The following is a 20,932-nucleotide window of genomic DNA, read 5'->3' on the forward strand; positions in this document are numbered from 1 at the left end:
AATCAAAAATCAAAAATCAAAAATCAAAAATCAAAAATCAAAAATCAAAAATCAAAAATCAAAAATCAAAAATCAAAAATCAAAAATCAAAAATCAAAAATCAAAAATCAAAAATCAAAAATCAAAAATCAAAACCCTCTTTGTCTTTTAGCTTCGAAAATTAAAATTGCAGCAGCAACAGAAACATTCATGCTGTCGATTTCTCCTTGCATTGGGATAATAATGTTTTGAGTTGCTTCGTCACGCCATTGCTGAGTTAAACCAGTTGCTTCTGTACCAACGACCAAAGCGGTTGGTGTTGTGAAGTTTTGAGTATGATATGAAGTTGAATTTTGTAAAGTTGCACTGTAGAAATTGATCTTTTTTTCTTTCAAAAAAGCAATAATTTCCTCAGATGTTCCTGTTGCGATTTGGTTGGTAAAAAGACATCCAACGCTAGAACGAACAATATTCGGATTGTATAAATCGCTTTTCGGATTGGCGATTAAAACAGCGTCTAAATTGGCTGCATCTGCAGTTCGTAAAACGGCACCAATATTTCCTGGTTTTTCTAAAGATTCTACCACTAAAATCAATGGATTATCTGATAATTTTAAATCTGATAATTTTAATGATTTGGTTCTCGCTACCGCTAAAATTCCTTCTGTAGTATCACGATAAGCCAATTTTTGATAAACCTCTTTATTGATTTCTATGATTTGAAAAGAATTTTGAATTAGTTTATCGATTTCCGATTCAGAAACTAATTCGGGTAAAAACAAAATCGTTTCGATTTCGTAACCGCCTTTTATGGCTAAAGAAATTTCTCTTAAACCTTCAATCAAAAATGTTCCGGTTTGTTTTCTGGCTTTGGATTTTTCTTGAAGTAAAACCAAAGATTTGATAAACGGATTTTGAACTGAAGTAATTTGTTTCATTTTTTTAAGCGACTAAGATTCTAAGGCGCTAAGGTACTGAGTTTTTTTCTTCCTGCAAGGTTTTTAAAACCTTGTAGGTATAGCAATAAAGTTTCTTTTGCCACGAATTGCAATAATTTTTCGCCACAGATTAAAGAGATTCTCACAGATTAAATCATTTTTAATCCCTTAATCTGTGGCAAAACAAAATAGAAATTCGTAAAAATTAATGCAATTACTTTGCCTATTCACTATCGCTCGGGTCGTTGCTGGAAAAATTATTTCTCGAAAACTTCTTTAATCTCAGTTTCTACAGGATGATCCGTTTTGAAATTATATCCCATAATTTTTGCTAAAGTTTGAGCAAATTGTTTTTGGTAAACTTGAGAATCGGTTTTGATTTCACCTTTTGGAGCAATTTCTGGTCCCATTGTGGCGAACCAAATTTCTGAGGCACCTGGAACATCAGAACCGTGATCGGTCCATTGCGTTTTTACTTTGTCACCGCGTCCGTGATCGACTGTTATGAAAAGAGTTGTTTTGTTTTTGTATTGCGGATCATTTTGAACAAAATTCCAGATTTCCTGAATCCATTTATCGACTTGATTGGCTGCATCCAGATACGAACGATATTGTGCGTGATGTGCCCATTCATCGGTTTCTCCATATGCAATGTAAAGTACTTTTGGTTTTTTAGTTTTCAATTCATCTAAAGCTTGATAATGCGTAAAAACATCTAAGCATTCATCCATGTGAAAGGGTTTATATGAATTATCACGCATTTCATTTAATAAATGCTGAGCTGCTGTTGGTTTGTTTCCACCCACTTTGTCAAAGGCTGAAATTACAGGAAATCCGCCTCTTTCTTCATTTAAAATTCGGTCAAAAGCATCCCACGCGCCAAAAGCGGCAACTTTTCCTTTAAATTTAGACTGCTGATTTAAAAATTCCAGAACATTCACATTTGGATTGGCTTTATAGCTGTTTGAATTGACTTTTAAATCTACATTTCCAGTCATAATTTCGCTATAACCAGGATAACTAAACCAGTACGGATTGGCAACATCAACTTTATTCCCTAAATCTCTATTTCCATAAATCTGACCTTTCGAAGCGATTTCAGACCAGAAAAAAGGCATTAGTTTTTTACGAGCTTCTTTGACATTGGCATCACTATATTTTTTATAAATGTAAGCGCTGTCTCCTTGATTGAATTTTTTGTCATTGGCAATCGCAGGATCAATTCCTTTAAAAACTTCCTGCCACCTAAAACCATCTGTAGTGATAATAATGATGTTTTCTGTCTTTTGGGCTTGAGATTGAATGCTTAATAAGATGAACAGAAATAGAATTGCTTTTTTCATTTTTTATCTGTTTTTATGTTATTATTTTCTTTCAAAACTAATTTAATAAAAGAGATAATAGTAAAGCCAATCTTTAAAATAACCATAAGTTAACAGATAAACATGGCTATAGAATCCCTCTTGATTTAATCTCCAAATACTTATTAATGGCGTCAAGCGTAAGATTTTCTGGCTGTGTCAATACCGAATGAATTCCGTATTTCTTTAATTCGTTTACGATCAGTCGTTTTTCGAACATGAATTTTTCCGCGATAACTTTGTCGTAAACTTCCTGAATTGTTGCTGTCTTTTTATTGATGATGGAATTCAGTTCTGTGTTTTGAAAGAAAACCACAACCAATAAATGGCTTTTGGCAATTCCTTTTAAATAAGGTAATTGACGATTTAGACCATCCATTGTTTCAAAATTGGTGTATAGAATGATCAAACTTCTTTGATTGATATTTTTTTTAATGTCAACATACAATCGGCTGTAATCACTTTCAAAAAAATCGGTTTTTACATTGTATAAAGTTTCAAGGATTTTCTGCATTTGCGAGCCTCTTCTTTCAGCAAAAACTCGATTTTCTACTTTTTTAGAAAAAGAAAAAAGACCTGCTTTGTCTTGTTTTTTCAGAATCACATTCGATAAAACCAAGGAAGAATTAATGGCGTAATCTAATAAACTTAATCCGTCAAAAGGCATTTGCATGACGGGCCCTTTATCGATTGCCATATAAACCGATTGCGATTTTTCATCTTGAAACTGATTGACCATCAAGGAGTTTCTTTTTGCAGTCGCTTTCCAGTTCAGCGTTCTTAAATCGTCGCCTTGAACATATTCCTTAATCTGCTCAAACTCCATTGTGTGGCCAATTCGGCGTATTTTTTTGATTCCGTATTGAAATAAATTGTTTGAAAAAGCAATCAAATCATATTTTCTTAATTGAATGTAAGAAGGATAGGTTGGAACCATTTGACCATTATCGAAAATAAATCTTCTAGAAATAAGTCTTAAAGGCGAAGAAACGTAAATGTTTAAAGAACCGAAATGGTATTCTCCGCGTTCTGTTGGACGAAGATCGTAACCAATTTCTTTTTGCGTGGCCGCTTTTATTGTTTTTTTTATTTTGAAGTCGCGAATCTGAAATTGAAACGGAATTTCATCAATAATCTTAACCGAAATAGGAAAAGTATAATGATTTTTAAGATTTATTGTAATTGGATTTAAATCTCCGTTTGATAATTTTTCGGGCGTAATTCTTTCTGCTTCAAGTCCTGTTCTGGATAAATATAAAAGTAAAATGTCAAGTCCTAAAAAAGTAACCAAGCCTAAAACCAACAGCCAAACTGCGTTATACATATTTGGAAAAATAAAGGCACAGATAAACAATCCTATAATGCCTATTAGCACATAGAAAAAGAAATTATTCAGATATAGGCTTTTTATGAATTTCATCTTTTTGTTGTTTCAGGTTTCAAGTTTCAAGTTTCGCTTTGTCAGGCTGAGCGAAGTCGAAGCCTTATACGCCCTTTGACTTTGCTCAGGGAGACGAATAATTAATAATTGACAATTGATAATTATCTAGGTATTTCTACTGTTTCGATAATCTGTTTAATGATTTCAGAGCTTGTAATTCCTTCCATTTCACGTTCTGGTGCTACAATCACACGATGCTGTAAAACTGGAATTGCCGCTTCTTTAATATCTTCAGGCGTAACAAAATCGCGTCCGCGGATTGCAGCAAAACCTTTTGAAGCGTTCAAAATAGCAATCGAAGCACGAGGCGAAGCTCCTAAATATAAAAAGGCATTTTCACGCGTATTTACTACAATTCGAGCAATGTATTCCAGTAAATTTTGTTCTACTCTAATTTGTTTTACCAAAGCTTGATATCCTTTGATTTCATCTCCAGAAAGAATCGTTTTGATGGCATCTAGCTTTCCGTGATCTTGTAAAGAATGTTCTCTTTGGATAATTAAAATCTCCTCATTCAATTTTGGATAATCAATCGTAATTTTAAAAAGAAAACGGTCCAATTGCGCTTCTGGCAAACGATACGTTCCTTCTTGCTCTACAGGATTCTGAGTTGCAATTACCAAAAACGGAGCTTCTAATTGATAAGCAGAACCGTCAATTGTAATTTGGCGTTCTTCCATAACTTCAAAAAGAGCAGCCTGTGTTTTTGCAGGAGCACGATTGATCTCATCAATTAAAATCAAATTAGAAAAAATTGGCCCTTTTTTGAATTCAAATTCTGAGTTTTTCAGATTGAAAATTGAAGTTCCTAAAATATCAGAAGGCATTAAATCTGGTGTAAACTGGATTCTGCTGAAGCCGATATTTAGAGTTTTAGCCAATAATTTAGCCGTAATTGTTTTGGCAACTCCAGGAACACCTTCTAAAAGAACATGACCGTTTGATAAAATAGCCACCAAAAGTTGATCAACCATTTTGTGCTGACCAACAATTACCGTTTCTATTTCTTTCTTAATCGTGTTTACGTGTTCTAAAAGAGGCGCTAAGTTAATTCTCGTTTCAAAATTCACATTTTCGTTTGTGATTTCGCCTGATGTTGTATTGATGTCGTCCATAATTTGGTCTGTTATTTTATTTTTTTTTGCCACAGATTAAAATGATTAAAGTAGATTATTTTTATAAAATTATTTTAATCCTTTTAATCGGTGGCAAACTATTTTAGTTAATGAAAATCTTTTCTATTGCTTTGTTTAGTCTAAGGAGGTCTTCTTCCAGACTTCCGTGATAACTATTTCGGTGATCATTAATTAACTGCACCAAGTCTCGAATATCTTTTTCGTCTTTTCCTGTTTTGTAATGCAATTTGGTTATAAAATCGTCATCGAGTTTGGTGGTATCCAGCAAATAATCGGTTCTTATTTTTTCTAAAAAGTAAATAATCTTTTTATCAATAATATTGGTGTGATCGCCTTCTTGATAATATAAATTTCCAACTGTTTTAGTAAAGTCAACGGTTAAATTCTGTAACGGTTTTATAATTGGAACAATGCGCTGTTTTCGTTTTGCATTGAAAATCATAAAAATAAGAATTCCGATTAAACCTAAATACCAAGCCGATTTTAAAGCGGGCTGACTCCAGATATATCGCAGCGGAGAACTTGAAATTCGTTGGTCGTTAAAGCTTTTATTGTACCAAAAAATATTTCCTTTCGGAATGTACGAAGCTAGATTCTCGGTGTACTGATAATAATCTTTTTTCAGCAGATTATAATTGGTAAAAGCTACTGGCTGCGTGTGCAGATAGAGATAACCATTTTTATAAGGCACTTCAATAAAATTGACTTGTCTTTTGTTTTTAGTACTGTTTTGATAGCCTAAAACTTTGGTGTTTAAAGTGTCTATTTTTGAAAAGTAATCGCTTAACCCTGTATTAAGAGTATATTTTTTAGAGTTTACTTTTTTATTTGCCATCCAAACCGAAACGCTGTCAACGGGCATAAAATCGGTTTTTAATTCGATTTTTAAAGAATCCAGCAATACTTTCGGAAATACTTTCATGCTTAGAAAAGCATTATTTCCGTGAGAAACAAAATATAAAATTTCTTTCATTGACTGCTCGTCAATATTATTAACTTCAGAAATGTTAACAAAAGTTCCTTTTATTTTATACGTTTCTACATTCTCTCTTGCATCATATTGAGAATCTAGGTATTCGTATGGAGTTTGTGTCGAAATTCTTTCTACTTTCTGTTTAAAAAGGCCGTCTGCTTCATGATCAAAAATGTATAAACCAAACGGAATTTTATCATCAACAGAGTACGTAGGAGTCCAGTCAATAGGTTTTGGCTGTCCTTTGTCTACTAATAATGTTATTCCGAAAATTAAAACCAGAATAGCAATGTATATTTTAACTTTATTATCCATTGCCAAAGGTTTTTAATGCTTTTTTAAATCTGTTTTCAGTCTTTCTAAATGTTACGTCATCAATTTCAAATTCGCCGTACCAAATATAATTGTACAAATAAGAAAGATAGGTGAACTCTTCCTTATGAGTAGGGTTGTACAATTCGTACAAATAATCAGAATTGGTTTTTTCGATATCCCATTCAATGTAATTATTCTGCGCCATTACCTTTAAAAGCCATAAATAATAATATCGAATTGCAATTCTTCTTTCGCCCGCCTCAATGCTTTCTTTAATAAGTTTTTCAAAATCTAAAAGATGAATGTTTTTCTCGGCATCAGAATAAAACAAGGTTTTTTTGTTGGAATTTTTTCCAAAAATCCATCTTCCTTCTTGTTTGGTTAAGGCTTTTGCAATAAAATAAATCAAAACAATTACGACCAAAACAGCAATTATTCTGAATAAAATAACAACAAAATTCAGCGATGTTTTTACGCTGCTAAAATTAAACAAATTAAAAATTTGTCTTGCCAGCCAATGCTTAAAGTGATCCCACCAGTTTTTTTCGGGAGCTTTGTATTCGTAAATAAATTCTTTATCGGTGTATTTTTTCTTGAAATTTTTTTCAAAATGTCTGGCTTCTACAGTGCCAGAGTCTACTTGAATATCTTTTTCGGTATATTTAATTGCAGTAATTTTTGGAGGATCTTCAGTAATAGGAATAGAATCCTGAGCCTGAGAAATACCACAGCACAAAAGAAAATATAAAATAAATAATAATCTTGTCATTACTTGGTCTTAAAGTTTTTCGGCGGTTAAAGAATGAATTTTTTTGTGTACAATGAAAGGGTATATCAAGTAATAAAATGAAATTATTGCAAGCGTAAACAAGATAATAAAACTGCTTAACCAATTGGGCATATCGATAGAATATCTGGTAATAAAACCTTCTAAAAATCCTGCGCTTATCGTAAAAGGAAAAGTACTTAAGAATATTTTGAAGCTATTTTTGAAACCAATTTTAAAAGAATTCATTCTCGAAAAAGTTTTAGGAAATAGGATAGAAGCGCCTAAAATAAACCCCGCAGTTGTTTCGATTACAATTGCAAAAATTTCCATAGAACCATGAATCCAAATTCCTCGAACACTTTTCCAGAAAACGCCCTGTTCGTAGAAAAAATATTGAAAAGAACCTAACATGATACAGTTTTGAAGAAAAACATTGAAAGTTCCTATTCCGGCAAAAATACCATAGAAATAACATTTGGCGCCTACAAATAGGTTGTTTACAGTGATTCCTATAAAACTTCCCCAATTACTGCCCGAACCATATACGGCCATCGGATTGCCCTTTTTAATATTTTCTAAAGTCATATTGACATATTCGTCACCTAATATCAGACGTACAAAATCACGATCGTATCGAGCCGAAAGAACTCCGATTGAAACGGTAACAAAAAACAAAACAAAAGCATATACCAAATACCTTCTGTATTCGTAGACCAATAAAGGAACTTCGATTTTAAAGAAATCTATAACACGATTCTGGTCTGTGCGTTTGGTTTTATAAATCTTTTGATAAATCTGAGAAGCAAGATGATTGAGATATACAACCGTTTTACTTTTAGGGTAATACGTTTGCGCATACGATAAATCATTCATCATTTGAATGTACAAATTAGCTAATTCATCAGGATTTTTTTTAGCTTTACCAAAAATTGCCAGCTCAAACTCGAGCCATTTTTCTCTGTTTTGTTTTATAAAGGCGATTTCTCTCATTGTAGGCTAAAATATGAAATATGTCAGAATTATCTATTAATACGACACAAAATGTCAAAATAAATTTTATTGCCGCTTCTGTTGGTGAAAGACTAGGAGCTTTTTTTATTGATTTGTTCATTATAATCTGTTATATAACAGCGCTTTCGATAATACTTTTTGATTGGTTACAATTAGATAGATTGATGGTTAACTTGGACGGTTGGTCACGAGGCGCGATTTTTTTAATACTCTATTCGCCAGTTATAGTGTACTCGCTAGTTTTAGAAAGTGTTTTTGAGGGACAGTCATTGGGTAAAAAATTATTGAAGATTAAAGTCGTTAAAATTGACGGTTATCAAGCCGGCTTTGGTGATTATTTAATTCGATGGTTTTTTAGAGTAATTGACTTTTTTACTTTTTTCGGACTTCCAGGACTTATTACGGTTATTACGAGTCAGAAATCGCAACGATTGGGAGACATGGCAGCAGGAACAGCAGTAATTACTTTAAAGAATAAAATTAATATCAGCCATACTATTTTAGAAGAAATCGGTGAAGCCTATGTGCCAACTTATCCTTTAGTTATCAAGCTTTCAGACAATGATATGCGAATTATTAAAGAAACGTATCAAAAAGCGGCGGCTAAAAATGATCACGAGGTTATTTACAAATTAGTAGCAAAAATTGAAAGCGTAACAGGTATTAAAAATCAATCTGGAAACAACAGCGATTTTATTCGAATAATTTTAAAAGATTATAATTTTTATACCCAAAACATGTGATTTTTTTCTTTGAAGAATTATTTGGTTTTTCTAATTTTTGCTGATAATTTTTTATTTTTTCTTCGTAAATTTATTTATAGATAATTAATTTATAAATTTCCAAGCAAATGAAAATTACAAAGCCTTTTCTCGTATTACTAGTACTATTATCTGCTTGCGTAAGTTTTGCTCAAAGCGGAAAAAAATTAGATAAAATTATAAAAAGAGATTATCAGATTATTGAATGTACAGTTTTAAAAATGTCTGATAAAACAGTTGAATATTCTCTTCCAGGTGAGACCGTTCAGATCTCGCTAGACGTTTCTCAGATTGCGAAGATCGATTTTGCAAGCGGAAGATCTCAAACCTTTGACATTTCTCCAAACGCAACAAATAGTGCTCAAAGTACGTCATCTCCAAACATAGTCAGTGCAGAGAAACAGCACAATACAATTGCTGTATTGCCAATTCCTTACGTAAATGCAGATAGTCAGCAAGGTTCTGAGGATATGGCAAAATTTGCTCAAAACGATTTGTACAACAAGTTATTGGATAAATCATCTAATATTTTTCCGTTGACGGTTCAGGATTTAAGAACAACAAACAGTTTATTGCACAAAAGTGGAATTGATCATAATAACATTGACGAAACGCCAATAGAAGATCTGGAAAAAATATTAGGAGTAGACAATATTGTTGCTGCAAAAGTTTCGTACACAATAGGAACGGGTACTACTGCTACGACTTATGATAGTGGAAATGCTAAAGTGAGCAACAACAATAAAAAAGTAACTACCAGCGATATTTCGACTACAACGGCAAACAACCAAACCTATTATTACTATACGGTTTATTTTGATATGTACAGAAACACAGATAAAATCTATTCTCAAACGCGTAAACCTTTGCTAGCATTAAAAGATGGATGGATGGATTCTATTTCGTATTTATTAAAAAGAAGTCCGATTTATGTAAAAAAATAATAAGTATTTCTATGCGTTGGATTGGCTAAAATCGTCCTTTAGAACTTTGTAGCTTTGATACTTTGCTTTTTTTAGCTTAGAAAAAAGGACAGGTTTTTTTCTGAGTCAGATTTACTAAGATTATTCCTTACAACTTTGTAACTTTGACGCTTTGCATCTTTGTAACTCAGAAAAAATGTTTCACTTACTTGATATTATTGGCACAATGGCGTTTGCTATGTCTGGCGCCTTAACAGCAATGCATAAAAAACTAGATCCGTTTGGTGTTTTTATCATTGCATTTGTTACTGCAGTTGGCGGCGGAACGCTTCGTGATGTCTTAATTGGAAGAACTCCTGTTGGCTGGATGCGTGACATGCAATATGTGTATGTGATTATTTTAGGATTTTTTCTAGCCATTATTTTTAGAAAAAGATTTGATAAACTTCGAACCTCATTGTTTCTCTTTGATACCATTGGGCTTGGAGTTTTTACTTTAATAGGTCTCGAAAGAGGGCTTATAACGGGACTTCATCCGGCAATTTGTATTGCATTAGGAACCATGACTGCTTGTTTTGGTGGTGTAATTCGTGATATTTTATGTAACGAAATTCCAAACGTTTTTCGAGAAGAAATCTACGCAACCATCTGTATTTTGGGTGGAATTGTATTTTTTGGATTACGAAAATTAAATTTAAATGACGATATCTTATATTTAGTTACTTCTCTTGTGATTATTGTGATTCGATTAATGGCAGTTAAATACAAATGGCATTTAAAAGCATTTGATCACATGTAATTGAGTATGGCGAAATTTATTATTAAAAAATACGATCAGAAATATTATTCGGTTTGGAACGATTTTGTCGCTCAGGCTAAAAATGCAACTTTTTTGTTTCATCGCGATTTTATGGAATACCACAAAGATCGTTTTGAGGATTTTTCGCTTTTGGTTTTCGAAGATAAAAAACTGCTTGCTATTCTTCCTGCCAATAAAAAAGATAATTCGATATATTCCCATCAAGGATTAACTTACGGCGGATTAGTTTATAAAGAACAAACCAAACAAAAAGCGGTTATTGAGATTTTTAGAGAGGTGTTGTTTTTTCTGAACAAAAATAATTTGGATAAATTATACTTTAAAACTCTTCCTTCCATTTATCATTTGAAACCTGCAGAAGAAATTTTGTACAGTTTATTTCTGGCAGAAGCAAAGCTTGTGAGAAGAGATTCTCTTTCTGTAATTGATTTACAGCAAGAAAAAACAATTTCTAAAATTAGAAAAAGAGGATTAAAAAAAGCAATTTCCAACGAATTGATTATTAAAGAAGAGAATCAGTTCGAATTGTTTTGGAATAAAATTCTAATTCCGAATTTAGAAAAAACACATCACGCAGCGCCAGTTCATTCGATTGATGAAATAAACAGATTAAAATCGCTTTTTTCTAAAAATATTCATCAGTTCAATATTTATAAAAATGACGAAATTGTAGGCGGAACGACGATTTTTGAAACAAAAAATGTGGCACATTGCCAGTATATTTCAAAAGATCCAGACAAAGAAGATTTAGGAAGTTTAGATTATCTTTTTCATTACCTCATTAATGAACGTTTTGCTGAAAAACGTTTTTTTGATTTTGGAATTTCAAATGAAAATCAAGGAAAAAATCTAAACGAAGGATTAACCTATTGGAAAGAAAGCTTTGGATCCAACACTTTGGTTCATGATTTTTATGAAGTTGATACTGCCAATTATACTAAATTAGAAGGCATTCTTATTTAAAACAAAACAGAGATGATATCTTTTCTTGACCTTAAAAAAATAAACGAACCGTATGAAACCGCTTTTCAGCAAAAACTGAAATTGGTTTTAGAAAATGGTTGGTATGTTTTAGGGAAAGAAGTGGAAGCCTTTGAAAAGGCTTTCGCTGAATATTGTCAATCTAAATATTGTATTGGGGTTGGAAACGGATTGGATGCTTTAGTTCTTATTTTTAAAGGGTATATCGAACTCGGAAAATTTAAAAAAGGAGATGAGGTTATTGTTCCAGCAAACACCTACATTGCGAGTATTTTGGCTATTCTACAAGCCGATTTAGTTCCTGTTTTGGTTGAACCAAGACTAGAAACGTACAATATAAATCCAGATTTAATTCAGGAGAAAATAACTCCAAAAACCAAAGCTATTTTAGCTGTTCATTTATACGGACAAATAGCCGAAATGGAGAGAATAAATGAAATTGCAGAAAAACACAACTTAATTATCGTTGAAGATGCAGCACAATCTCACGGCGTAGAAAAAAATCTAAAATCTACAATCTACAATCTAAAATCGGCAATCACTTATAGTTTTTATCCAGGAAAGAATTTAGGATGTTTGGGCGATGGCGGAGCGATTACTACAAATGATTCGGATTTGGCAAAGGTGCTTTTTTCGCTTCGAAATTATGGTTCAGAGAAAAAATATTATAACGAATACATTGGTTTGAATTCGCGATTAGATGAATTACAGGCGGGGTTCTTAAATCTAAAATTGCCCCATTTGGATTCAGATAATGATAAAAGAAGAACAGTTGCAAAACGATATTTAACTGGAATTAAAAACAAAAAAATAACGTTGCCATTTTGGGATTTTTCAAACAACCATGTATTTCATTTGTTTGTTATTCGAACAGAAAATAGAAACGACTTACAAGAATATTTAACTCAAAATAATATTCAAACGGTTATTCATTATCCAATTCCGCCACATCAGCAAAAAGCTTTTCCACAATGGAATAATCTGTCATTTCCAATTACAGAGAAAATCCATAATGAAGTTCTGAGTCTGCCAATGAGCCCAGTTTTAACCGAAGTTGAGGTTGATTTTATTATAGAAATTCTAAATCAATACTAATTTGAATTTCTGCAATAAAATAATTAAAACCAATTTGTTTAAGATTACGTCTTTAAACAGCTTGAGCGTTGCTTTGAAAATTGGAATCGGATTAATCACTTCGAAAATATTAGCCATTTTTGTTGGTCCAAACGGAATGGCTTTGGTTGGAAATCTTCGTAATTTTTTAACTTCATTAGAAAATATTTCTACTTTAGGTTTTCAAAACGGAATCGTAAAATATACGTCTGAAAATCAGAAAGCTAATAGCGAACTTCAAAAAATAGTTTCTACGGTTTTTATCAGTTTATTATTTGTTGCGCTTTTGTTAAGTGGATTTTTATTTTTTACGGCTTCTTATTGGAATCAGAGTATTTTCGGAAATAATACCGAATATTTGGCTGTTTTTAAAGTCTTAGTATTGGTTTTACCGACTTACGGATTTTCTATTTTTTTTATAGCTGTAATCAATGGTTTGGGCAAATTTAAAAAAGTAATTAGGATCAATATTATCGGGAATATTATTGGTTTGTTGACTTCGGTTTTCCTTATTATGCAGTTTAAAACCATTGGAGCTTTAATGTCGATTGTAATTGCGCCAGCGTTATTATTTTGGGTTACCTTTTATATGATTCAAAAGGAAATTCAGTTTTTTCAAATGATAAAATTAAGTTTTTTCGATTTTAAAATTTTAAAAAACCTTTCTTCCTATTCCTTAATGACGCTTGTTTCGTCTGTTTTTGGGCCTTTTGTATTTCTTGCCATTCGAAATCATATTATTCATAATTTAGGAATTGAACAAGCAGGATATTGGGAATCAATGACCAGAATTTCGTCCTATTGTTTGATGTTTGTAAGTACTATTTTAAGTGTTTATTTTCTGCCAAAATTATCTAAAGCAGAAAATGATTTAGAAACAAAAAATATCTTTTTACAATATTATAAATTTATTCTGCCGATCTTTATTTTGGTCATCACTCTCATTTATTTTATGAGATTTTTTATTGTCCGACTGCTTTTTACAAAAGATTTTTTACCCGTAACCGATTTGTTTTTCTGGCAGCTTTTAGGAGATGTTTTTAAAGTTTGTGCCCTTATTTTAGGGTATCAGTTTTTTGCGAAAAAGAACACTTCAGCATTTATTGTAAGTGAGTTGTTTTCACTCGCAGTTCTGTACTTTTTCAGTTTGTATTTTATTACAATTTATGGAATTGAAGGAGTTGTGATTGGATACGCGTTGGATAATTTTATTTATTGGTTTGTGTTGTGTGTTTATTTTAAGAAGACTTTGTTTAATTAACCAGTTATGCTTTTCAATACACTAAGTTTTGCGGTTTTCTTTTTAATAGTTTTTATACTTTATTGGTTTGTATTCGACAAAAATCTGAAAAAACAGAATCTTTTTTTATTACTGGCAAGTTTGTTTTTTTATAGCTTTTGGAATTTTAAATTCACTTTTCTTTTACTTTTTTCTATCGGTTTAGATTTTTATGTTGGAAAGAAAATTTACAACAATACAAAAAATAGTACGACAAAAAAGAGGTGGCTTTGGTTAAGTATAATTATTAATTTAAGCGTTTTAGGAGTCTTTAAATACTATAATTTCTTTATTGATAATTTTGTAGAAATAGTCACGGCATTAGGGTTTAAAGCGCATCTTTGGACTTTAAATTTAATCTTACCAATCGGAATTTCTTTTTACACTTTTCATGGACTTTCTTATGTAATTGATGTTTATAAAGAAAAAATAAAACCAGTTGACAGCATAATTGAATATGCATTATTTGTGAGCTTTTTTCCTTTGCTGGTTGCTGGTCCAATAGAGCGAGCGACGCATCTTTTGCCTCAGATTCAAAAAAAGAGAACTTTTAATTATGAAACAGCTATTTGCGGATTAAGACAAATTTTGTGGGGATTATTTAAGAAAGTTGTAATTGCTGATAGTTGTGCTGAGTATGTCGATTTAATTTTTGACAATCCATCTCATTATTCGGGAAGTACACTAGTTATGGGGACAATATTGTTTTCATTCCAGATTTATGGAGATTTTTCAGGCTATACAGATATTGCTTTAGGAGTTTCTAGACTCTTAGGAATCGAATTGTTACAGAATTTTTCCTATCCATATTTTGCACGCGATATTGCAGAATTTTGGAGAAAATGGCATATTTCTTTATCGAGCTGGTTTAGAGATTATGTTTATATTCCGCTGGGCGGTTCAAAAAGTTCGAAATGGATACAAATACGCAATGTTTTTATAGTCTTTATGTTAATAGGATTTTGGCATGGCGCCAATTGGAATTTTATCATTTACGGATTTATAAATTTTCTATACATCCTTCCTTTAGTTCTGTTTAATGAAAATCGAAGAAGTATCGATGTTATATCGGTCACTGGTTTTAAATCTGGCTTAAAGATTTTTTCAAGCATGATTTTTACTTTTGGATTGCTTTCATTTGCCCGTATTTTTTTTAGATCAGAAAATGTTGAAAGCGCATTCACATACATTTCTAAAATGTTTTCGCAAAGCTTATTTGAATTTCCCGAAATATTTCCCAAAATAATAATTTTAATTTTGGCTGTATTTATGTGGATAGAATGGATTGGAAGAAAAAATCGTTTTGCTATTGAAAAATTAGGATTTCAATGGGCAAAACCATTTAGAATTGCTTTTTATTATGCTTTGGTACTATTGATTCTGTTTTTTTCGGGTAAGAATTGCAATTTATTTATTTTCAGTTTTAAATGAGAAATTTTATTCGATATACCTTAATCTTTTTATTTCCAATAATATTGGTGTTTTTGTCTATTGAAATTTTTTACCAAATAACACCTAATAATTACACTGTAAAAAATGAAAATTGTGTAGCAAACTATCAAAATGCAGAGGTTTTAATTTTAGGAAATTCTCATTCTTTTTACGGATTAAATCCAGTTTATTTCGATAAGCCAACTTTTAATTTGTCCAACATTAGTCAATCCATATATTTCGATAAACTTTTATTTGATAAACATATTGATAATTTTAAGAAGGTCAAATTTCTAGTTTTAAACATAGAATATACCAGTTTAAGTCAGCTCAAAAACACCGACGAAGATAGATGGCGAAAATATTATTATAAACACTATATGGATTTGGAAGTTCCTATAATACAAAGTTTTGATTTTAATAATTGGTTCATCTCTGGAACAAAGAGTTTTAGTTCAAATCTTAAATTAATATCTCGCTATTTTCCTGAGAAAAACATTGTTGATTGCAATAAAAGCGGTTTCGGTACAAACTATACACAACACAAAAGAGCTGCAGATATAGAAAAAAGTGCAGTAATTACAATCAAAAGACACGAAGATAATTTAACAGATTTTGCAGAAAATATTACAGCCATAGAGGCGATTATTGAAAAATGTAAAAACAAAGGAATTCAAGTGATTATAGTGACAATGCCTGTCACAAAAAATTATGCAGAAAAAGTGAATAAAGAGAAATTGAATAAGATTTTTGAAAGTGCTTTGCTATTGCAAAAAACAAATTCGAATGTTTTTTATCTTAATCTATTCAGCGATCCTCGTTTTTCTAACGATGATTTTTACGACGCAGATCATTTGCATAATTTGGGAGCCGAGAAATGTTCTAAGATGGTAAACGATTTTATAAATCAGAAATCAGCTAAAACGCAATTTTAATTCTAAAGGAATGTATCTTAGAAAAAGCAAAAGATCTAAAGTTCTATATGCTTTTTCCATTTCAAAATGCAGTCTTTTTAAAAGCGCTTTATTTTCTTCTTTTGTCTGGTTTAAGACAATTGCTTTTCTAATAACTAAATAAGTGGATCGATTTATTTTTTTTGTTCTCGTATTAAGCTTTTTGTAAAACATATTGCCCAAAGAGTTGGCAAGTTCTCTCTTTTTGATTAAAACAGAATCAATGAATTCAAAATTGTAATTCCTTGAGGTTCTTATCCAAATGTCTAAATCTTCATAAGACAAATTTTCATCGTAGCCATTTAGCTCTATTAAAACTTCTTTTTTAATCATTGAACTAATAGAGCAAATCATGCTGCTTTGGCTTAAAATTGCTTTGTAAATGTCTCCTGAAGCGGGTTTTGTAATTGCTTTTTTATCATTGTCAACTTTGTAATAATAGTCTAAATGTGTGTTGTCTTCAGAGATAATTTCGGCATTTCCATAAACTATTGCCAAACGTTCCGTTTTAGCGTTTAAAAAAGTGCTTATCTGTTTTTCGATACAATTTGGAAACAATACATCATCTGCAGCCAGATCAATAATAAAATCACCATTTGATAATTTTAATGCCTTGTTAAAGGTTTTGGTATTGCCTAAATTGGTTTCGTTAATTATAAGTGCAGTGTGAGGATAATTCTTGTGCCATTCTTTAATTTTCTGTACAGACGAATCATTACTGGCATCATCTGCCACTATAATTTCAATATTTTTGTAAGTTTGATTTGTAATAGAAGTCAAAGCCTCTATTACGAATTTTTCGTGGTTATAGCACAAACAAATAACAGTTACTAAAGGCAGGTTGTGCATGAAAATTATAGATTTTAAAATTAATTTATAAAATTCAAAAATAAGAATATTATAATGTTTAAGATTGTAATTTGTATTTTAAAAAAAGACCATATCTTAAAGCCGGTTTTGAGCCTTTTATGATTGTTTAATAAAATTGAGAATGAATATTTTGTTTGAAGAAAAAGATGTGGAAATACTAATTTCAACAATGAATAGAGATTCATTGGACTTTTTAGTTCCCATGTTCCCTTCTTGTGATCATTCGAAAATTTCGATATTAGTAATCAATCAGGTTCAAAATGAAACAAAACTTAGCTCGAGTAATTCCAATATAAGAGTTATAAATTCATTTGAAAAAGGACTTTCTAAAAGCCGAAATCTAGCGTTAGAGAATGCGACAGGAAAAATTCTTTTAATTTCGGATGATGATGTGGTGTTTCAGAAAGGATTTATCGCAAAAATAATCGACGCTTACCATAAATATCCGAATGCTGCAGTAATAAAGTTTAGCGCTTTAAAACCCAATATCAAGCCTTTAAATAAACATGTAGTCTATTCTAAAAGCAGTTTAAGCATTTTTGATATTTTGAATACAAGTTCTATCGAAATAACACTAAATAAATTTCATGTTGATTTTGGAAAACATAAATTTGATGAAAATTTTGGATTAGGCGGAATGTTCGAAATGGGAGAAGAAGCTATTTTTTTATCCGATTTGAAAAAAGAAGGCAAGCAACTTGTTTTTGAACCTGAAATAATTGTTGAACATAATACATCGACTTCGTCAGACAAAATAGATGTTTTAGAAAAATACTTTATTAGCGGGGCATTGTTTACTAGAATTTTTAGAAAAAAATATATCTTTTGGATTTTCATAAAGATCTTTTTTGATTTAAAGCAGAAGAAAATAAAAATGAATAATCTGAAAGCGATTTTTAGCAGTGCCATAAAAGGTCATAAAATGTTTCAGAAAATATAAGTATACTAAATGAATGATAAAATACAAATAATAGCTATTCCTAAAATAGAAGAGAGAAGAGGTAATCTTTCTGTAATTGAGAATACTACTGTTCCGTTCGATATTAAAAGGGTTTATTATCTGTATGATGTGCCAGCCGGAGCCGAACGAGGAGGGCATGCGCATAAAAATCTGCGACAGTTTCTAGTGGCTTTAAGTGGTAGTTTTGATGTGGTTTTGAAAGATGGAAAAAAGGAACAGATTATTACCTTAAACAAACCTTATGAAGGATTATTAATTAATGCAGGAATTTGGAGAGAATTGCAGAATTTTTCTTCTGGTTCGGTTTGTCTTGTAATTGCTTCAGAAGTTTATATAGAAGAGGATTACATCAGAGAGTTTGATGAATTTATTGCCTATTCTAATCGTAAATAGAAAAGTCAATTCCGTTTTGTTTTAGTTTTCTTTTTAATTTTAAAAGAGATCGTAAAATGAAAGGAGGAACTTTTAATAAAATCCTAACATTCAACGGGATATTTTCTTGGTCAACATCTTGAAAATAAAAGTTTTTTTGAGTTTTATTGCCAGAAATATAATAGTGTAATCCGTATTCAATTCGATATAGATCTAGAAACTTTTTAAGGGACGGATTGTCTTTTTCGAAGATTTTGAATTGTTCGAAATTCATCAAAACCTTAGAGTTTATTTTGTTCTTAGCTAAACTATTCTCAATATTAAAATTATAGACAGATGTTGTCTTGTTTGTTAAGGCAACAGGATATTTTATTCCTATTTTAGTCCATAATTCTAGATCTTGACCATTTGTAACTTCTGGCGTAAATCCTCCAATATTTTCTAATATTTCTCGCGGAATAGCTAAAGAAGAAGTCCAAGTAATTCTAAATGGTTTGTTTGAAAGAAAATAATCTTTCACGATTCCTCTAAAAGAATTATCTATTGCATCATAATAAGGAATTTGAAAGCAGTTTTTAGAAATTCTTATTTTATGGCGTGAGCAATATAGGCCGCAATTTGGATAATCATGATACAAATCTGACAACTCTTGTAGATGATTTGGGAGCCAAAAATCATCTGCATCCATAAACGCAATGAGTTTTCCTTTCGATTTTTCTATTCCAAAATTTCGGGCAGCAGAAACACCTTGATTTTTTTGATTAAAGATTTGAATTTTCTCATCATTAAACCTGAGTACAATAGCTTCGCTTTCGTCAGTAGATCCATCATTCACTACAATGATTTCATAATCCGCAAAAGTCTGATCGAGAATACTTTTTATAGTATTTTCAATATAATCAGCTTTATTGTATAACGGAATAACAACCGAAAAAAAGACCATAATTGATTATTTTTTTATAATGCAATAATAACCCAATCTATAAATATCAAAAAGAAAAAGCGAAGGTTTTGCGCTTAATAACTGTTTTTTAAGTAAAGGTTTAAAAATCCTAAAGCCAAAAGCGGTTAAAGAGATAAGATGATATTTTTTAATGAGTTGAAAATAATGTGCCAGTTTTACGTAGTCCGGAGAAATTAAATTCGAATCGATTAAATTTTTTAAACCTAAAACAGCTTCTTCAGATTTTTGCAAAAATGTTTTACTGTCTTCTAAACCAAGATGAAAAACGGGATTGTCAATATGAAGAACCTCAATTTGATTTTGTTTTAGCTCAAATGAAAACAAGGTATCTTCGTGTCTTAAATTTGGAATATTTTCGTTAAATCTAACTTTAGAAAAAGTGTTCTTTTTGATGAGAAAGTTTAAAGTCAAAAATGAAAGATATGGATTTTTTATCCGTTGGGAAACTGATAAAGCTTCTCTTTCCTTTCCATAAATCCATCTTAAAAGTTCCTTTTTTGCAGGTTTAGAACTTTCATACAAAATTCCTCCATAAACTATTTTTTCAGTATTGCTAATCTGAGAAATATAAACAGAAAGAAAATCTGCATGGGCAGGAAAAGTATCGGCATCTAGAAAAAGTAAATTTTCATAAATTGCTTTTTGAGCCAATAAATTCCTAATAGCGCTTCGTCCGATATTTTTTTCTAAAATAGAATAAGAGGCGTTTTCAAATAGATTAATTCTTTCATTTTCAATTACAAACTTTTGAGAAGCATCATCTAAAAAAATAATCTCAAAAGTAATTCCACTAGAATTGCACTGCTTTACGAGTTCGCTAGCAAGCGGTAAAACATTGTAATTATAAACCGGAATTAAAATGGAAAGCATTATACGCTTCTTTGTACCACTTCGAAGATTCTTTCATCTTCGCATTTTAGGGTTTTAGATGGGAATTTCATCAATAAAGCATAATCATGAGTGGCCATAATGATGGTTTTGCCTGCAGCATTAATTGCTTTTAAAACTTCTAAAACTTCAGAACTAGTCTGAGGGTCAAGGTTTCCTGTTGGTTCATCGGCCAAGATAAATTCTGGATCGTTTAAAAGTGCTCTTGCAATCGCAACACGCTGCTGTTCTCCTCCAGAAAGCTGATGAGGCATTTTGTTTACAAAATCTTTCATGCCAACTTTATCCAAAACTTCGTCAATTTTGTGTTGCATGGCTTCTTTTTCGACCCATCCTGTAGCTCTTAAAACAAAAAGCATATTGTCTTTTATGGAACGGTCTGGAAGTAGTTTAAAGTCTTGAAATACAATTCCGATTTTACGTCTTAAATACGGAATGTCGTTTTCTTTTAATGTTGCCAAATCAAATTCAACAATATGTCCTTCGCCTTCAATTAACGGTAAATCAGCATATAAAGTTTTTAGAAAACTACTTTTTCCAGAACCAGTTTTTCCGATAATGTAAATAAACTCACCATGATTAACGTCTAGGTTAATATGAGATATAATTTTTCTTCCTTCTTGATATATAGTGACTTCTTTAAGAGATAGTACGGTTTGTGACATAATAAATTGGTTTGAATGGTAAAAGTAA

General features: G+C 31.2%; 21 protein-coding genes. 10 read left to right on the plus strand and 11 right to left on the minus strand.

Going from position 1 to position 20,932, the window contains the following annotated elements; all coding sequences use genetic code 11:
* Window positions 1-128: 128 nt before the first annotated feature.
* From NCC77_RS08815 to NCC77_RS08845, 7 genes are all read right to left on the minus strand, one after another.
* On the minus strand, window positions 129-917 hold the full coding sequence (locus tag NCC77_RS08815; RefSeq protein WP_250835240.1) for a TrmH family RNA methyltransferase: 789 nt from the start codon (window positions 915-917) through the stop codon (window positions 129-131).
* Window positions 918-1,174: 257 nt separating this feature from the next.
* Window positions 1,175-2,260 carry an alkaline phosphatase family protein gene (locus NCC77_RS08820; protein ID WP_250835241.1) on the minus strand — a complete coding sequence of 362 codons (1,086 nt, stop codon included), beginning with the start codon at window positions 2,258-2,260 and terminating at the stop codon, window positions 1,175-1,177.
* A 106-nt stretch (window positions 2,261-2,366) separates the two neighbouring features.
* Window positions 2,367-3,698, minus strand: a complete 1,332-nt coding sequence (locus tag NCC77_RS08825; protein ID WP_250835242.1) for a DUF58 domain-containing protein — start codon at window positions 3,696-3,698, stop codon at window positions 2,367-2,369.
* A 122-nt stretch (window positions 3,699-3,820) separates the two neighbouring features.
* Complete coding sequence (locus NCC77_RS08830; RefSeq protein WP_250836254.1) at window positions 3,821-4,834, minus strand: AAA family ATPase; 1,014 nt, start codon at window positions 4,832-4,834, stop codon at window positions 3,821-3,823.
* A gap of 103 nt (window positions 4,835-4,937) precedes the next feature.
* Window positions 4,938-6,143, minus strand: coding sequence for a DUF4350 family protein (locus NCC77_RS08835; RefSeq protein ID WP_250835243.1), 1,206 nt, complete (start codon window positions 6,141-6,143; stop codon window positions 4,938-4,940).
* The gene (locus NCC77_RS08840) at window positions 6,136-6,912 is read right to left on the minus strand and encodes a DUF4129 domain-containing protein (protein WP_250835244.1); all 777 of its coding nucleotides are present in this window, start codon (window positions 6,910-6,912) and stop codon (window positions 6,136-6,138) included. Before NCC77_RS08840 ends, NCC77_RS08835 begins: the two co-directional genes overlap by 8 nt.
* A 9-nt stretch (window positions 6,913-6,921) precedes the next feature.
* Window positions 6,922-7,902: a stage II sporulation protein M gene (locus NCC77_RS08845; protein ID WP_250835245.1), complete on the minus strand. Its 981-nt coding sequence runs from the start codon at window positions 7,900-7,902 to the stop codon at window positions 6,922-6,924.
* A 20-nt stretch (window positions 7,903-7,922) separates the two neighbouring features.
* On the opposite strand from NCC77_RS08845, the gene NCC77_RS08850 reads away from it, so the two are divergent.
* The 8 genes from NCC77_RS08850 to NCC77_RS08885 all read left to right on the plus strand — a co-directional run bounded on the left by NCC77_RS08850 (window position 7,923) and on the right by NCC77_RS08885 (window position 16,166).
* Window positions 7,923-8,666: an RDD family protein gene (locus NCC77_RS08850; RefSeq protein ID WP_250835246.1), complete on the plus strand. Its 744-nt coding sequence runs from the start codon at window positions 7,923-7,925 to the stop codon at window positions 8,664-8,666.
* Window positions 8,667-8,773: 107 nt separating this feature from the next.
* A complete protein-coding gene (locus tag NCC77_RS08855) occupies window positions 8,774-9,628 on the plus strand; it encodes a hypothetical protein (protein WP_250835247.1) in 855 nt (284 codons plus the stop codon).
* Window positions 9,629-9,803: 175 nt separating this feature from the next.
* Window positions 9,804-10,406, plus strand: coding sequence for a trimeric intracellular cation channel family protein (locus NCC77_RS08860; RefSeq protein ID WP_095931419.1), 603 nt, complete (start codon window positions 9,804-9,806; stop codon window positions 10,404-10,406).
* Window positions 10,407-10,412: 6 nt separating this feature from the next.
* Window positions 10,413-11,390 (plus strand): GNAT family protein, encoded by a 978-nt coding sequence (locus NCC77_RS08865; RefSeq protein WP_250835248.1) that lies wholly within the window; start codon window positions 10,413-10,415, stop codon window positions 11,388-11,390.
* 12 nt (window positions 11,391-11,402) lie between these two features.
* Window positions 11,403-12,503 carry a DegT/DnrJ/EryC1/StrS family aminotransferase gene (locus NCC77_RS08870; RefSeq protein ID WP_250835249.1) on the plus strand — a complete coding sequence of 367 codons (1,101 nt, stop codon included), beginning with the start codon at window positions 11,403-11,405 and terminating at the stop codon, window positions 12,501-12,503.
* Between the two features lie 34 nt (window positions 12,504-12,537).
* Window positions 12,538-13,782, plus strand: a complete 1,245-nt coding sequence (locus NCC77_RS08875; RefSeq protein WP_250835250.1) for an O-antigen translocase — start codon at window positions 12,538-12,540, stop codon at window positions 13,780-13,782.
* Window positions 13,783-13,788: 6 nt separating this feature from the next.
* Window positions 13,789-15,231, plus strand: a complete 1,443-nt coding sequence (locus NCC77_RS08880) for an MBOAT family O-acyltransferase (RefSeq protein WP_349306044.1) — start codon at window positions 13,789-13,791, stop codon at window positions 15,229-15,231.
* A 53-nt stretch (window positions 15,232-15,284) separates the two neighbouring features.
* Window positions 15,285-16,166, plus strand: coding sequence for a DUF1574 domain-containing protein (locus NCC77_RS08885; RefSeq protein ID WP_250835251.1), 882 nt, complete (start codon window positions 15,285-15,287; stop codon window positions 16,164-16,166).
* Here NCC77_RS08885 and NCC77_RS08890 read toward each other — a convergent pair.
* Window positions 16,146-17,033, minus strand: coding sequence for a glycosyltransferase family 2 protein (locus NCC77_RS08890; RefSeq protein ID WP_250835252.1), 888 nt, complete (start codon window positions 17,031-17,033; stop codon window positions 16,146-16,148). The two genes, NCC77_RS08885 and NCC77_RS08890, sit on opposite strands and share 21 nt — an antisense overlap.
* Before the next feature lie 142 nt (window positions 17,034-17,175).
* Here NCC77_RS08890 and NCC77_RS08895 point away from each other — a divergent pair, with 142 nt between their 5' ends.
* Both NCC77_RS08895 and NCC77_RS08900 read left to right on the plus strand, forming a co-directional pair.
* Window positions 17,176-17,994, plus strand: coding sequence for a glycosyltransferase family 2 protein (locus tag NCC77_RS08895; RefSeq protein WP_250835253.1), 819 nt, complete (start codon window positions 17,176-17,178; stop codon window positions 17,992-17,994).
* Window positions 17,995-18,003: 9 nt separating this feature from the next.
* Entirely contained in the window at window positions 18,004-18,408 is a 405-nt protein-coding gene (locus tag NCC77_RS08900; protein ID WP_250835254.1) for a sugar 3,4-ketoisomerase, read from the plus strand.
* On the opposite strand, the gene NCC77_RS08905 is transcribed toward NCC77_RS08900, so the two are convergent.
* From NCC77_RS08905 to NCC77_RS08915, 3 genes are read right to left on the minus strand one after another with little or no spacing between them, the layout of a single operon-like run.
* Window positions 18,395-19,330 carry a glycosyltransferase family 2 protein gene (locus NCC77_RS08905; protein ID WP_250835255.1) on the minus strand — a complete coding sequence of 312 codons (936 nt, stop codon included), beginning with the start codon at window positions 19,328-19,330 and terminating at the stop codon, window positions 18,395-18,397. The genes NCC77_RS08900 and NCC77_RS08905 overlap by 14 nt on opposite strands.
* 6 nt (window positions 19,331-19,336) lie before the next feature.
* Complete coding sequence (locus NCC77_RS08910) at window positions 19,337-20,221, minus strand: glycosyltransferase family 2 protein (protein ID WP_250835256.1); 885 nt, start codon at window positions 20,219-20,221, stop codon at window positions 19,337-19,339.
* Window positions 20,221-20,904 carry a cell division ATP-binding protein FtsE gene (locus NCC77_RS08915; protein WP_248725983.1) on the minus strand — a complete coding sequence of 228 codons (684 nt, stop codon included), beginning with the start codon at window positions 20,902-20,904 and terminating at the stop codon, window positions 20,221-20,223. The genes NCC77_RS08910 and NCC77_RS08915 overlap by 1 nt, the downstream gene beginning before the upstream one ends.
* Window positions 20,905-20,932: the final 28 nt, after the last annotated feature.

Origin of the sequence: Flavobacterium tyrosinilyticum (genome assembly GCF_023656565.1) — a bacterium.
GTDB classification, from domain to species: domain Bacteria; phylum Bacteroidota; class Bacteroidia; order Flavobacteriales; family Flavobacteriaceae; genus Flavobacterium; species Flavobacterium tyrosinilyticum.